At 51.9% G+C, this 14,226-nt stretch carries 11 protein-coding genes; 6 read left to right on the top strand and 5 right to left on the bottom strand.

What is annotated here, in order from left to right:
- Window positions 1-59 precede the first annotated feature (59 nt).
- Both deoA and BZJ17_RS06935 read left to right on the top strand, forming a co-directional pair.
- A complete protein-coding gene (gene deoA / locus BZJ17_RS06940) occupies window positions 60-1,391 on the top strand; it encodes a thymidine phosphorylase (protein ID WP_077479902.1) in 1,332 nt (443 codons plus the stop codon).
- Window positions 1,392-1,402: 11 nt separating this feature from the next.
- Entirely contained in the window at window positions 1,403-2,623 is a 1,221-nt protein-coding gene (locus BZJ17_RS06935; protein ID WP_069589163.1) for a phosphopentomutase, read from the top strand.
- A 92-nt stretch (window positions 2,624-2,715) separates the two neighbouring features.
- Here BZJ17_RS06935 and BZJ17_RS06930 read toward each other — a convergent pair whose 3' ends face one another.
- Window positions 2,716-3,309 (bottom strand): AhpA/YtjB family protein, encoded by a 594-nt coding sequence (locus BZJ17_RS06930; RefSeq protein WP_069589164.1) that lies wholly within the window; start codon window positions 3,307-3,309, stop codon window positions 2,716-2,718.
- 130 nt (window positions 3,310-3,439) lie between these two features.
- On the opposite strand from BZJ17_RS06930, the gene serB reads away from it, so the two are divergent.
- Complete coding sequence (gene serB / locus BZJ17_RS06925) at window positions 3,440-4,411, top strand: phosphoserine phosphatase (protein WP_077640218.1); 972 nt, start codon at window positions 3,440-3,442, stop codon at window positions 4,409-4,411.
- On the opposite strand, the gene BZJ17_RS06920 is transcribed toward serB, so the two are convergent.
- Window positions 4,408-6,765, bottom strand: coding sequence for a PilZ domain-containing protein (locus BZJ17_RS06920; protein WP_077640217.1), 2,358 nt, complete (start codon window positions 6,763-6,765; stop codon window positions 4,408-4,410). The two genes, serB and BZJ17_RS06920, sit on opposite strands and share 4 nt — an antisense overlap.
- Before the next feature lie 123 nt (window positions 6,766-6,888).
- Between BZJ17_RS06920 and radA the strand changes: the two genes are divergently transcribed.
- On the top strand, window positions 6,889-8,265 hold the full coding sequence (gene radA / locus BZJ17_RS06915; RefSeq protein WP_069589170.1) for a DNA repair protein RadA: 1,377 nt from the start codon (window positions 6,889-6,891) through the stop codon (window positions 8,263-8,265).
- Window positions 8,266-8,337: 72 nt separating this feature from the next.
- Here radA and BZJ17_RS06910 read toward each other — a convergent pair whose 3' ends face one another.
- The 3 genes from BZJ17_RS06910 to ettA all read right to left on the bottom strand — a co-directional run bounded on the left by BZJ17_RS06910 (window position 8,338) and on the right by ettA (window position 11,656).
- Window positions 8,338-9,342 (bottom strand): peptidoglycan DD-metalloendopeptidase family protein, encoded by a 1,005-nt coding sequence (locus tag BZJ17_RS06910; protein ID WP_069589171.1) that lies wholly within the window; start codon window positions 9,340-9,342, stop codon window positions 8,338-8,340.
- A gap of 50 nt (window positions 9,343-9,392) precedes the next feature.
- On the bottom strand, window positions 9,393-9,773 hold the full coding sequence (locus BZJ17_RS06905) for a PilZ domain-containing protein (RefSeq protein WP_069589174.1): 381 nt from the start codon (window positions 9,771-9,773) through the stop codon (window positions 9,393-9,395).
- 215 nt (window positions 9,774-9,988) lie between these two features.
- Window positions 9,989-11,656, bottom strand: a complete 1,668-nt coding sequence (ettA, locus tag BZJ17_RS06900; protein ID WP_077456225.1) for an energy-dependent translational throttle protein EttA — start codon at window positions 11,654-11,656, stop codon at window positions 9,989-9,991.
- 158 nt (window positions 11,657-11,814) lie between these two features.
- On the opposite strand from ettA, the gene sltY reads away from it, so the two are divergent.
- Together sltY and trpR are read left to right on the top strand one after the other, a co-directional pair.
- Window positions 11,815-13,821 carry a murein transglycosylase gene (sltY, locus tag BZJ17_RS06895; protein WP_077640216.1) on the top strand — a complete coding sequence of 669 codons (2,007 nt, stop codon included), beginning with the start codon at window positions 11,815-11,817 and terminating at the stop codon, window positions 13,819-13,821.
- Window positions 13,822-13,862: 41 nt separating this feature from the next.
- Window positions 13,863-14,183, top strand: a complete 321-nt coding sequence (gene trpR, locus BZJ17_RS06890) for a trp operon repressor (RefSeq protein WP_069589177.1) — start codon at window positions 13,863-13,865, stop codon at window positions 14,181-14,183.
- Window positions 14,184-14,226: the final 43 nt, after the last annotated feature.

The following is a 14,226-nucleotide window of genomic DNA, read 5'->3' as shown; positions in this document are numbered from 1 at the left end:
AGTGATGAGATTCGCAGGGCAAGTGACTGCTTGCCCTGTCTTGCCGGTAAGGAGGATGGATGATCTTACCTCAGGAAATTATTCGTAAGAAACGTGACAACATCGCGTTAAGCAAAGAAGAAATCTATACCTTTATCCAAGGGGTGGCCGACGAATCGGTCTCAGAAGGGCAAATTGCCGCCTTTGCGATGGCGATTTACTTCAACGACATGACCATGGATGAGCGTGTTGCTCTGACGTGTGCAATGCGCGACTCGGGAATGACCATCGATTGGTCACATATGAATTTTGATGGTCCCGTGGTGGATAAACATTCGACCGGTGGTGTCGGTGATGTGACCTCATTAATGCTTGGCCCTATGGTAGCAGCATGTGGCGGTTATGTGCCCATGATTTCCGGCCGAGGTCTAGGACACACGGGGGGAACGCTAGATAAACTGGAATCGATTCCCGGCTATAACATCATGCCGAGTAACCAAGTGTTTGGTGATGTCACACGTGATGCTGGCGTTGCGATTATCGGTCAAACCGGGTCTTTGGCGCCTGCGGACAAACGCGTTTATGCGACCCGCGATGTCACGGCAACCGTGGACAACATTTCTCTGATCACCGCTTCTATCTTGTCGAAAAAACTGGCGGCAGGGTTAGATGCATTGGTGATGGATGTCAAAGTGGGGTCGGGGGCATTTATGCCCACGTATGAAGATTCCGAGGCGCTTGCCAAATCGATTGTGGCGGTTGCCAATGGCGCAGGTACGAAAACGAGCGCTTTGTTAACCGACATGAACCAAGTATTGGCATCCTCTGCCGGCAATGCGCTAGAAGTCAAAGAAGCGGTTGATTTTCTGACCGGTCGATACCGCAATCCACGCTTGTACAATGTCACTATGGCACTGTGTGCGGATATGCTGGTGATTAGCGGGCTTGCAGACGATGTGAACAGCGCAAAACAGAAACTGGATGAAGCACTAGACAGTGGCCGTGCGGCTGAGTGCTTTGCCAAAATGGTGGCTGGACTGGGTGGTCCGCGTGACTTTGTTGAGTCGCCGGAGCGCTATCTTTCTACCGCCGCTATCATTAAGCCAGTCTACGCGACGGATTCAGGTATAGTCAGTGCCATGGATACCCGAGCATTGGGCATGGCTATGGTAGAAATAGGTGGCGGCCGTCGGGTTGCTAGCGATAAAATTGATTATGCCGTTGGGCTGAACGAAATGATTCGTCTGGGGCAACACGTGGACGGGCAAACACCGCTCGCCATGCTCCATGCTCAAACTGAAGAGCAATGGCAACAAGCGGCGAATGCGGTGCGAGCCGCAGTAAAAGTGGCTGATACGGCGCCAAGTGCGACGCCAGACGTTTACCGTCGCATCAGCCTAGAAGACGTCTAACGGAGGCGATCATGAAACGCGCAATAGTATTAGTTTTAGATTCATTTGGTATTGGTGCCACTGAAGACGCAGTTAAATTCGGTGACCAAGGTGCTAATACCTTGGGCCACATTGCTCAAGCGTGTGCCAAAGGCGAAGCGGATAATGCCGACCGCAGCGGCCCGCTTTCATTGCCAAACCTCACCAAATTAGGTCTAGGTAAGGCATGTGAAGAATCATCGGGTTACTTCCCTGAAGGGCTAGATGCCAACGCAGAGATCATCGGTGCCTATGCGCACGCGAAAGAGTTGTCATCTGGCAAAGATACCCCGTCTGGTCACTGGGAAATTGCCGGTGTCCCCGTGCTATTTGATTGGGGTTACTTCACTGACCAGACCAATAGCTTCCCGCAAGCGCTGCTAGATCGTATTGTCGAGCGTGCCAAGCTGCCGGGCTATTTGGGTAACTGTCATGCGTCAGGCACTCAAGTGCTGGACGATTTGGGCGAAGAGCACATGAAAACCGGTAAGCCGATTTTCTACACCTCTGCAGATTCTGTGTTCCAAATCGCATGTCACGAGGAAACCTACGGCCTCGATAACCTGTACGAGCTGTGCCAAATCGTGCGTGAAGAGCTGGAAGACTACAACATTGGTCGTGTGATTGCGCGTCCATTTGTGGGCCCAGGCAAAGGCCAATTTGAGCGTACGGGTAACCGTCGTGATTTGTCAGTTGAGCCACCATCGGCCACGGTATTGCAAAAAATCGTGGACGAGAAAGGCGGGGACGTGATTTCGATTGGTAAGATTGCCGACATCTACGCCCATTGCGGGATCACCAAAAAGATCAAAGCGACAGGCCTTGAAGCGCTGTTTGACGCGACCAAAGACGCGATCAAAGACGCGGGTGATAACAGCTTAGTCTTTACCAACTTTGTTGATTTTGACTCTGCATATGGTCACCGCCGTAATGTGGCTGGTTACGCTGCGGCCTTGGAATACTTCGATGCGCGTTTGCCAGAGATCATGGCCATGCTGGAAGAAGATGATGTCTTGATCCTCACTGCCGACCACGGCTGTGATCCGACTTGGCCGGGCACTGACCATACCCGTGAGCACATTCCTGCTCTGGTTTATGGCAGCAAGGTACCTGCGGGGTCATTAGGTCGCCGTGAAACCTTTGCCGATATTGGCCAATCACTAGCGGCTTATTTTGGCACGTCGCCGATGGACTATGGACAATCCTTCCTGTAAGGATAAAGGATTCATGCATCAAAGAGATGGCTTTGGCCATCTCTTTTTTTATGAGTGAGGTTTGAGGCGCCCTCGTGTGTATCTGAGTTGGGTTACCAAGGAAGCAATGAGGTTTGGCTGTCGCGACGCTTAAGCATGCCAACCAGCAATGCTCCCAACAGAATCGCAAGTACTAGCAGGGTGCGAAACTGATTCATGTTCTCTTGCAATTGGTGATGGGCTTTTTCTGTGACCGCCTGATGTTCTAGCGTGAGACGGAGAAAGCCTGCAACATCGCCCTCTCGGCTAATGGGGGCCATGAGTTGCTGACGGCCGCGGCTTTCTAACCCAAGCGGTGTGGTTAATCCAACCGCCGTTTCGAGTGGCAGGGCATTAGCCGAGTGCACCACGGCCTGACCGTTTAGGCGGTAGAAACTCGCATCGCGGATCAGAGGCTCTTTGACCAAGGCGTCGGCCATAGTTTGTAATGGCTGATAGTTCTTATCCACCAAGGCGTCGTAGGCTTGTGCGCCAATCTGACGGGTCATCAGTTGTGCCAGCTCATCCGTTTGTTGGTAGAGCGCTTGATATTGGCGCTGGCTTAATGTCGTGCTGTAAAGCATCAACGCCGCAATTGCAGCGATCGCACTGAACAAGATCCCCCATTTCACCACGCGTCGCAGTGCTTGTCGCGAAACCGTAAACATAGCCACCTCAAAAGCTAAACCGCCAGAATAAATTGCACTGGAGCTCAGTGCCGGTTTTATGGTATCACAGCCTCAATACGATTCATTCACTATTCAATCGACGGCTTCGGCCGCAAGGACGCCTACAACCATGGACGCGACGCCTTTTAAAATTTACCGCACCCCAACGCTTTATCAACGTTTCCCATCGTTGTCGATCTACAGTCGCTATACCCGACGTCAAGGTGGATGGGTGCTCTTTGGTGAGCTGGTAGATCCGCGCCAGCTTGATGATATTGCTTTTTTTACTGGCGAAGCGGTGACACCGATTGATGGCTGGCGGGTAGGGCCTTATGAAGTCTTATTAATGGCAGGACCATTAACCGATGCGCATCAAACCATTGTCCATTTGCTTGGCCTAGATTGTGCGGACGTGCACGGTCTGCCAGATCTCAGTCAGCCGGGTCTTGCGGTATTCGATATGGATTCAACCGCGATTCAAATCGAATGTATTGATGAAATAGCTGCGTTAGCGGGGGTTGGGGGTGCGGTCTCCGCGGTGACAGAACGTGCCATGCTGGGTGAACTAGACTTTGAAGCCAGTTTACGCGAGCGTGTTGCCGCGTTGAAAGGCGCGGACAGCCAAATCCTAGCGTCAGTGAAATCCACGTTGCCTTTGATGCCGGATATGGCGCGTTTAGTCGCCAGTTTACGTGCGCATGGCTGGAAGGTGGCAATTGCCTCTGGTGGCTTTACCTATTTCTCTGATCACCTTAAAGAGATGCTGTCACTAGATTATGCCGAGTCCAACCAACTCTCGATAGCGCACGGAAAGCTGACGGGAGAAGTGGAAGGGCAGGTGGTCGATGCCCAGCGAAAGGCAGACGTGCTGACGATGCTGGCACAACAATATGATATTGCAGCAGAAAATACCCTTGCGGTCGGGGATGGTGCCAACGATTTACCCATGATGAACGCCGCCGGGCTTGGTGTTGCTTACCATGCCAAGCCGATGGTCAACGCCCAAGCGCAAGCGGCGGTGAAACACGCTTGGTTAGGCGGTGTGCTTTGTATCCTATCGGCAAGCTTGCGCGAGGGACGTATCAGTTGGCAGGCTCGCTAACAGCCAAGGCGCATCAGCACCTCATCGGTGACATCGACCAGCTCGCCATACGCGCACAGTGCGGCAAACTCATCCTCGAGCTGGCGCGCTTTATGGGTATCGCGTTGTAACAATGCCGCGAGTTTTTCGGGATTGATTTCTTGTTCCGCATGAGCAAGCGGCGCCATGCGGTTGCGCAGTACGGCAAATAGCCCACCGCGCTGAGCCAGCTCAATAAACTTGCGGCGGGCATCGTCGGACTCAAACTCGCTATCCGCGAAGGTATGCACTCTGCGTACGATTTCATCTTGCATGTCCATCCAGACATAGTATTCGCGGATCAGTTCTTTTTGCGGTTGAGACAGGCGGGAAACCTCATGCGTGCGCGTATGAATTTTGTCGCCAAACAAGGGGTAGAAGGAAATCTGTCGCCCTCCACCGGCGCGCTCGAGTAATCGGTGTAACCGGCTCGGTGGTAGGTTAATGCCGACCGCGGATACCGAGAGTACGCCATTGTCTCGGCGTATAAAGTAAGGCTGCACGGTGAGCCGGGTCAGCAATAATTGGTGCATGGCTCGCACCAGTGGCGGATCGGGTAAGATCTCATCCAACACGGTGAGTTTTTCTTGGTTGTGCTCAATCAAACGGCGTAAGTATTGGCGTCGGCGAGTATTCGGGGCTTCGTTGACCAGCTTTAGCTGGATATTATTGCGTTTAGGGCTGACTCGGATAACCTGATAAGGCATATCTACCAAAGGCGCGCGGCGGTCTATTTTCACAAAGGCATCGAGAGAGACAGAGATCAGATCGTCTTTTGCCCCTTGAAAGGGCTGCTTGAGTGCAACATTCAGTCCGCCCGAGGAAAAATCTAACAGCGCGCCTTCCATAAACCCCTGTTCAGCATGCACCAAAGAGACCTTAGAGCGGTATTGATAACGTGGCTCACGGCGCTGCGGCTGCATATCGGAGGAAATTAAGCTGGCTTGGCTCACAGGATTACGCTCATGTAAAAAGCGGCGCAGTGCTTGGCTCGAGCGTTCGGGTTTGGGGTGACTTAAATAGGCCTGCTGCGCATCATGATGTGTCACATCCTGTACCAGCGCCACGTGCGTCAATGTCTTCAATTTGTTGAGCCAGTCTGGCGATACATCCTGCAGTCGTTCGATATCGGCAGCCGTGATGGCCGACATGGTCACTTTAAACGCCCGCCAAGATGCCCGTTTAGCCCCTAATTTCCAAAACAGCTGGCGCTCTTCCACACTCATCTCACTGGGGGAGGCTGAGTAGAAAAAGCGACGTTTATTTTTGTCAACATAAAAACAGTAAAGCAGCAACTGGCTATTGGCCGCCCCTTCGACTTGTAATAATGAAAGGCGTTGTGGGTCGAAAAGATGATTGAGCACAGGCTGGTTGCGTTCATCATGCCAGTAATCCCAAAGGCTATGATTTTGTCGCGTTTTGAGCACATACTCCATTTTATCTTGTGCAAAATAGAGCGGCAGTACGCTGGTGTGATGCAAAAAAGATTGCTCATAGCTTTGCAGCTTGAGGGTCAGCAGTTTATCTTCCCCGTCTTGTTTCCCGCGAAAGTCTGGCGATGCCATTTCGGACTCCAATGCCCGTTTGATGGCGTCACTGCTGGTATCAAGACGCAGGCGTAACCAAGCATTGCTCGTACTATCATTGTTTTGGTCCACACCAATAATGCGGTAGCTCAAGCCATCTTCAAGATCGGGGTCGAGATACTTCTTTGCTAACGCCGCAAACCGGACAGTGACTTCTGAGCTTGGCGGGTAGTCAAAGGCGGCGGGGACGCGCACGCGGCAGCCTGAGTTTGATAAGTCGCTGGTGGTCCCGTGAACTTCCTGACCCGACTGCAAGGTGATCAAGACTTGCGTAGCATAGTGAATGCGACTTTCGCTGCGTGATAGATAGCTGCCAAAGGTCAGCTTCTCGGGTAATAACGCCGTTTGAGCACTATCGGTGACTGGGCCTTGCCCTTTTTGCTGGTTCTGCTTGGCTTTCTCGTGTTGGACGCGAAAGTTATTTGGGGTGTTGTGCAGATCTTCCCATAACCCTTGGGTCAGTTGCCCATTATAAAGTGGCAAGCGCTCGTAGTAATAGTTAATGGCAACATCGTCCAACCAATGCTTCTTGCCATGCAAGTCATATTCGTGACATTCGCCATCGACTTTTCCACGCAAATCAATGGTGCGATTGCACGGCGCCATCAGCCGCCTGATCTCCATTTTGATCAGCAGCTTGGCAGAGTTCGGCTCGTTAGCCGTTAGCTTGTCGAGCAGCACCTCAAATTTTGGGGTTTGGGAAAGAGGAAGCAGTTGCTCAATCAGTCCCTGGTAATCATCCTGCTTCATGGCAAAGTCTGTTAAAGTATTGGCCTGCTTTTGTAGCGGCACGCTATCAAAAAAGTTTGGGAATAATTAATAAGATAGCAATCATTTTGTGAATTAGCTGACATCATACGTATTGGAGTGCGAATGGCAAAAACAAAACGGGCCTACGTGTGCAATGACTGTGGCGCTGATTTTCCCCGCTGGCAAGGGCAATGCTCAGCGTGCGGTGCGTGGAATACCATCACAGAAGTACGCCTTGCCGCGTCCCCTCAAGTCGCGCGCAATGAAAAATATGCCGGCTACGCGGGGAGTGCGGAAGGTAAAGTACAGACGTTGCAAGAGATTGACTTGCAAGAAGTGCCACGCCTGAGCAGTGGTTTTAAAGAGCTAGACCGCGTTCTTGGTGGTGGGATTGTGCCTGGCGCGGCCATTTTGATTGGGGGCAATCCGGGTGCCGGTAAAAGTACCTTGCTATTGCAAACCATGGTGGGCTTAGCGCAGCACTTACCGACGCTATACATCACTGGTGAAGAGTCACTCCAACAGGTTGCGATGCGTGCTGACCGACTTGGGCTTCCCAAAGACAAACTCAAGCTGTTATCCGAAACCAGCGTTGAAACCATTTGTCAGGTCGCTAAGAAAGAGCAACCTAAAATCATGGTTATCGACTCGATTCAAGTCATGCATGTCGGTGATGTGCAATCGGCACCGGGTAGCGTGTCTCAAGTACGCGAGTCAGCGGCCGCCTTAACGCGCTACGCGAAACAGCACAACGTGGCGATATTTATGGTTGGCCATGTGACCAAAGACGGCACCTTGGCTGGGCCGAAAGTGCTCGAGCACTGTATTGACTGTTCGATTCTACTCGATGGCTCAAGTGACAGTCGCTTTAGAACCTTACGCAGCCACAAAAACCGCTTTGGGGCGGTGAATGAATTGGGTGTGTTTGCGATGACCGGGCAAGGGCTGAAAGAGGTCAGCAACCCTTCGGCGATTTTCCTTTCCCGCGGTGAAGAACAGACGTCGGGAAGCTCGGTGATGGTGGTATGGGAAGGGACCCGTCCTTTGTTGGTAGAGCTACAAGCACTGGTCGACTATTCGCAGCTAGCCAATCCTCGTCGTGTCGCGGTGGGCTTAGAACAAAACCGACTGGCGTTATTGTTGGCGGTGTTGCACAAACATGGCGGGCTGCAAATGTCGGATCAAGACGTGTTCGTCAATGTGGTGGGTGGCGTCAAAGTGACCGAAACCAGTGCCGACCTCGCTTTGTTGTTGGCGCTGATCTCTAGTTTCCGCGATCGACCTTTACCCCGTGATTTGGTGGTCTTTGGCGAAGTGGGCTTGGCCGGTGAAATTCGCCCTGTGCCGAGTGGTCAAGAGCGCTTGATGGAAGCGGCGAAACACGGCTTTAAAAAAGCGGTAGTCCCGAAAGCGAATATGCCAAAGCAGCCGCTTGAGGGCATGCAAGTCTTTGGGGTAAGCAAGCTGTCTGATGCATTGGATGTGTTAGAAGACCTCTAACCGCAGTGATAAACAACAAAGCTCACGTGTCTCGCTGCGCAGGCGCAGATCTCTGTGAGCTTTGTTGAGTGACTACATCGAGACGTTGGTAGGTGTCACGTCTAAATCCGCCTCGCGCTGTTGCGCGGTACTTAGCGGTGGCTCAGGGTCGGGCATATTGGCGACCTGAACCTGAGTTTCTACCAAGTTTTCTACTACCGAAACTAAATGGCCCCAACCCACACGTTTTTCTTTTTCCAGCAAGGTATCAAAGTTCTCAGCGCTCCATTTAATAAAGCGGCGCGGGTCCAGCGCGCGTCCCAAAAAACGGACTTCATAGTGCAGGTGAGGACCTGTCGATAAGCCAGTGTTGCCGGACCAAGCAATCAGATCGCCTTTTTTCACGAACTGACCACTGCGCACATTGAATTTATCAAGGTGTGCGTACAAGGTCATAAAGCCGAAAGCATGGTCGATTTTGACAAAGTTGCCATAGCCTTTTTTGCGACTCGGGCGTACGTATTCCACTACGCCATCTGCAGGTGCATAAACGGGCGTGCCTTTGTCTGCGGTCAAATCTAATCCCATATGAAATTTGGCTTTGCCGGTGACTGGATGTGTGCGTGAACCAAATCCGGATGAGCGCCGATAACTTTCAATCGGTTTGCCGTTGGGGATGAGCTGCAACATGGTGTACCGCACTGCAGAGTTAATGGCCGCGACGTCTAAACGGTGAGTGAGTGAGGCGTCTTTAGCGACCGAGTTTAACCCCAGCATATCTTCGACGGTCACCACGCGTTGCGTGAGCGCAGTAAGCTCAACGTCTTTATTTTCAATGGTTGCGGTTAACTCATCCCGTTTTTGTTGCAGGACCGCTAATTCCGCATTCAGCGCCGCCCGTTCATCCCGTAAACGTTCCACGGCGGCTTCGGCCTCTGTTGAGCGTGCAGAGAGAAAGTACAAGCTGGCAAAGGTGACGGTGAGCAGTGCGAGTAACACAAGCGCGAGCGTCTGCACCACCTTTTTACGAGTGGGGCAGAGGGTGAAGTGCTTCACGCCATTGGGGTGCGTGACGGCGATATGAATGTGATCTGTCATGACTGGCTACTGCTGGCCTGCATTAAATACCGTCCATGACCGCGCGGGCACTAAGCTTGTGGCTCCGCCATATGGTCAGTCAGTTGTGCGAGCTCGCGATGGAGAAGTTCATCGTTGCCGACGTTAAGTTCAACGAGCCTTTTTAAATGACTGGCACTATCAATGTCAATGTGATCGATATAAAGATGTAAGTAATTCGCGCAGTTGTTCACGAGAATGCACTCCATGTCTAATTCTATCTCTGAATCATGGAGAAAAAAGACCAAGTCGAACTCTTTACGCTCAGGGTCAGATTCCCAATTGTTGGGCAAACTGAGTAGCACGCCTTTTAGGGATAAATCGAGTACGTGTGCGTGCCATTCACGACCATCCTGTTTGAGTATCGCGGGAGCACGATACATCACGCGGGAATATTTTCTACGCTCTGACATGACAGCATCTCCTATAGATGTCTGTTTTCAGTGTAGGCAATGGGGTGCAGATGGCACGGGAATTAGACGTTTTGTCTCACTTTTGCAACGTTTGGTTACCTTTATTGCGCTATGTACCGGAGACAATACGGTTTAGGACGCATAAAAAGCCCCGCTGGGGGCTGAGGCGGTAGAATGCTACCTCAACCCGTCCAGCAGGGCCTGTCGTGCGGCGATTACTTCGCGACGCGCTTGTACTTGATGCGGTGCGGCTCAGCGGCTTGCGCCCCTAAGGTTTTCTTCAACCAATCGGTGTATTCAGCAAAGTTACCTTCGAAGAAGTTCACTTGGCCTTCGTCACGATAGTCAAGAATATGGGTTGCAATACGGTCTAGGAACCAGCGGTCGTGCGAGATCACCATGGCACAGCCTGGGAATTCAAGCAGGGCTTCTTCGAGTGCACGCAAGGTTTCTACGTCAAGGTCGTTAGTCGGTTCGTCGAGAAGGAGTACGTTACCGCCTGCTTTAAGCAGTTTGGCAAGGTGGACACGGTTACGCTCACCACCGGAAAGCTCACCGATGCGTTTTTGCTGATCGCTCCCTTTAAAGTTGAAACGAGACACATAGGCGCGCGCTGGCAACTCAAAGTTGTTAATGCGAATGATGTCCGCCCCTTCTGAGATCTCGTCGTAGACAGTATTATTGTCATCCATGCTGTCACGGAACTGATCCACCGATGCCAATTGGACGGTGTCACCCACTTCCACGGTGCCTGAGTCTGGTTGCTCAGTGCCACTTAGCATCTTAAACAGCGTCGATTTACCCGCACCGTTTGGACCGATAATACCGACGATGGCCCCTTTAGGCACACTGAACGACAAATCGTCAATCAAGACACGATCCCCAAAGGATTTGGTGAGGTTGTTCACCTCAATGACCTTGTCGCCTAAGCGTGGACCCGGTGGGATAAACAGCTCATTGGTCTCGTTACGGCGTTGATAATCTGACGTATTAAGCTCTTCGAAACGCGCCATACGCGCTTTAGATTTGGCCTGACGTCCTTTTGGATTCTGACGCACCCACTCGAGCTCTTTCTCGATGGTTTTTTGACGTGCTTTTTCTTGTGACGCTTCTTGCTTCAAGCGAACGTCTTTCTGTTCCAGCCAAGAGGTATAGTTACCTTCCCAAGGAATACCTTCACCACGGTCAAGCTCCAGAATCCAGCCAGCAGCGTTATCCAAGAAGTAGCGGTCGTGGGTAATCGCTACCACAGTACCGGTGTAATCGACCAAGAAGCGCTCAAGCCATGCAACAGATTCGGCATCCAAGTGGTTGGTTGGCTCATCAAGAAGCAGCATATCTGGTTTCTCAAGGAGCAAGCGACAAATGGCAACACGACGGCGCTCACCACCCGAAAGGTGCTTAATTTGTGCATCCCACTCAGGGAGGCGCAAGGCGTCAGCGGCACGTTCAAGGGCGTTGTCGAGGTTGTGACCGTCTTTCGCTTGGATCAAGGCTTCCAGTTCTCCTTGTTCTTGCGCCAAGGCGTCAAAATCTGCATCTGGATCAGCGTAAGCCGCGTAAACCGCATCGAGTCGGTTCAACGCGTCTTTAACATCGGCAACCGCTTCTTCGACGGTTTCACGAACCGTTTTGTCTTCGTCCAATACCGGCTCTTGGGGCAGATACCCCACTTTTAAGCCTGGTTGCGCACGGGCTTCACCCTCAATGTCGGTATCGATACCGGCCATGATGCGCAATAGGGTCGATTTACCCGCACCGTTTAGACCCAACACACCGATCTTGGCGCCGGGGAAGAAACATAGAGAAATATCTTTCAGAATTTGGCGCTTAGGTGGCACGATCTTGCTCACCCGCGACATGGTATATACGTACTCAGCCATTTCTGCTCGCGTTAATAGTTGTGGAGTGAAAGACGCTATTCTAACGTTAACTTTGCCAAGTTTAACAGTGATCGTCATATTCAGGCGTTAACATCGAGGGAATTTGCCTGCCAGGCTGTTGTCTACTCGATGTTAGGAACACAGGAGCAACCGTTGACATGGAATTACTCACTGCCTTCTCCCGGCCATATGGCGCAGCGTATCGTCTCGCTGTCGCCTGTGTCCGTGCCTTCTCACGCCCTTTAGTGTCAGGCGTATTAGTGACATCCAGCTTTGCCGCGCCGGCGGTGTTGGCCTCAGCCACCCCTGACGGCACCGAATTAACGCTGCAACAGCGCCAATATGAGGCCGCAATCGACGCCATCGAGCGTGGTGATCTCAAGCGCTTTCGCACCTTAAAGGGCCAGCTTCGTGATTACCCGCTTTATCCCTATTTGGACTATCGTGACTTTACTCGCAATTTGTCATTAAAGTCGCACAAGTCGGTCACTAACTTTATTAACCGCTACAATTCGTTGCCTTTTGTAAACAGCTTACGGGCCGACTATTTGACCTTGCTTGCCGATCGAGGGGAATGGAAAACCTTGGTGGCTTTTCAGACCGATGTCCCGCGTGGTGAGCGTTATCAGTGCCAGTATTATTACGCCCACAGTCAGGCAGGCAACCGCGCATTGGCGCGCAGTGGGGCGAAATCGCTTTATCTCTCGGGTCAGTCGGTAGACAGTGCTTGCGATCCCTTATTCGGTTTTTTATCTGAGCAAAAACTCTTAACCGGAGAGCTGATCTTACAGCGGATGCTATTAACCTTTGAAGCACGTAACCGTAGCCTGATGCGGTATTTAAATCGCCAATTACCGGCGTCTTATCAGCCACAAGGCGAGCAGGTACTGGCGCTTTATGATGAGCCTGAGAAGGTGGCTGACTTTTCCAAGCGCAGTCAGGTGACGCCTTTTAACCAAAAGCTAACCCGGCTGGCATTTGAACGCTTGTCGCGTAAAGACGAAGCGCAAGCCATTCGTCAGTTTCGTCGTACGGTTGAAGGGCAACATTATGATAAGCGTGAACGCCAAGAAATTGCCGATTACCTGATCAGCCAATTGATGAATGATGACGATCCTGCTCTTGCGGGGTGGCGTGATCGCATGCTTCGCAATACCCGCAACGATGGCTTGATTGAGCGGCGCTTCCGGTTAGCGTTATTGGACGATGATTGGCACGCGCTTAATGCGTGGCTGTCGCTGCTCAGTGATAGCGAGAAGCAATCGTTGAAGTGGCGCTATTGGGATGCGCGCATTCAGCTCGAGTTGGGGGATAGTGAGCAAGCTAATCGTGCCTTCGCCAGCATGGTGGGAGAGCGCAACTTCTACAGTGTCGCTGCGGCGCAGCATTTGGATCAAGCCATTCATATCCCTTCCCGATCAGCGGTCCTCAAAGAAGAGGGGCTGATGCCAGTGAAAGATGTGTTAGCGCGAGTGGATGAGCTGATTGCGCTGAACAAAATCTATGCCGCGAAACGTGAATGGTATTACGTCCTCAACCGCGCCAGCGATGCGCAAATTGCGTTATTGGCGGCATACGCCAGTAAAAAGCACTGGTATCACTTGGCGGTGCAGGCAACGATCGCCGGAAAAATGTGGGATCACTTATCGTTGCGTTTCCCGCTTGCGCATCAGTGGTGGTTTGAGTTTTTCAGCCGTGAGCGAGGGGTGGATAAAACCACATTAATGGCGTTGTCTCGGCAAGAGAGTGCCTTCTTTACTCACGCGGTGTCTCATGTTGGCGCGCGGGGCTTAATGCAGCTCATGCCGCGGACGGCGCGAGAAACATCGCGGGAGCTTGGTTATGACTACGAAGGGCCGGCGAGTTTAAGCGATCCTGGGGTGAACATTCGTCTTGGCAGTGGCTATCTAAAAATGATGCTAGATCGCTTTGAGAGCAATCGCATCTTAGCCTTTGCTGCCTATAATGCTGGCCCGCATCGGGTATCGCGCTGGTTAGAACGATCGCAAGGCCATATGGATGCGATTGCCTTTATTGAGTCGATCCCGTTTTATGAAACCCGCCATTATGTGCAAAATGTGCTGATGTTTGAAATTTATTACCGTCAGCTATTGGGGGAGCCGGTTCAATTTTTACGGGCCAACGAGTTAGCGAAACGTTATTAATGGTACACTTGCCGCACTGACGTTAACCGTGAGAGGAAACCATGTCGCAATCACCTGCATTTTCAGGGTGGCAAGATGTTATCGCTTTAGTGCGTCGTGCCGGACAAGATGGCCATGATGATGCGTTGCTGACGGCGCTACTGACGCCAGATGAGCGTGATACCTTGGTCGCGAGGATCAATATTTTACACGAGCTATTGGAAGGTAAAATGAGCCAGCGCCAACTGAGTCAGTTGCTGGGGGTTGGCATCGCTACCGTGACGCGCGGATCCAATGAGCTCAAGCGCCTTGATGATGACAGTAAAGCGTGGCTGGCGCGTTTACTCAAAAGCGAAGCAGAGCAGAAAGCGCACACCGACTAGCGGAAACGCCACAGTTTTATTGATAACGGAGCCTTATGGCTCC

Origin of the sequence: Salinivibrio sp. IB574, assembly GCF_001996205.1 — a bacterium.
Taxonomy (GTDB): domain Bacteria; phylum Pseudomonadota; class Gammaproteobacteria; order Enterobacterales; family Vibrionaceae; genus Salinivibrio; species Salinivibrio proteolyticus.
Note: the sequence above shows the minus strand (reverse complement) of the source record. Positions and strands in the feature narration are given on the sequence as shown.

Bases quoted from the DNA above. Each gene is read 5' to 3' on its own strand.
- trpR (WP_069589177.1), top strand. From the start codon at position 13,863: ATGTCGCAATCACCTGCATTTTCAGGGTGGCAAGATGTTATCGCTTTA.
- BZJ17_RS06905 (WP_069589174.1), bottom strand. From the start codon at position 9,773: ATGTCAGAGCGTAGAAAATATTCCCGCGTGATGTATCGTGCTCCCGCG.
- BZJ17_RS06920 (WP_077640217.1), bottom strand. From the start codon at position 6,765: ATGAAGCAGGATGATTACCAGGGACTGATTGAGCAACTGCTTCCTCTT.
- radA (WP_069589170.1), top strand. From the start codon at position 6,889: ATGGCAAAAACAAAACGGGCCTACGTGTGCAATGACTGTGGCGCTGAT.
- deoA (WP_077479902.1), top strand. From the start codon at position 60: ATGATCTTACCTCAGGAAATTATTCGTAAGAAACGTGACAACATCGCG.
- BZJ17_RS06935 (WP_069589163.1), top strand. From the start codon at position 1,403: ATGAAACGCGCAATAGTATTAGTTTTAGATTCATTTGGTATTGGTGCC.
- ettA (WP_077456225.1), bottom strand. From the start codon at position 11,656: ATGGCTGAGTACGTATATACCATGTCGCGGGTGAGCAAGATCGTGCCA.
- sltY (WP_077640216.1), top strand. From the start codon at position 11,815: ATGGAATTACTCACTGCCTTCTCCCGGCCATATGGCGCAGCGTATCGT.
- BZJ17_RS06910 (WP_069589171.1), bottom strand. From the start codon at position 9,342: ATGACAGATCACATTCATATCGCCGTCACGCACCCCAATGGCGTGAAG.
- serB (WP_077640218.1), top strand. From the start codon at position 3,440: ATGGACGCGACGCCTTTTAAAATTTACCGCACCCCAACGCTTTATCAA.
- BZJ17_RS06930 (WP_069589164.1), bottom strand. From the start codon at position 3,309: ATGTTTACGGTTTCGCGACAAGCACTGCGACGCGTGGTGAAATGGGGG.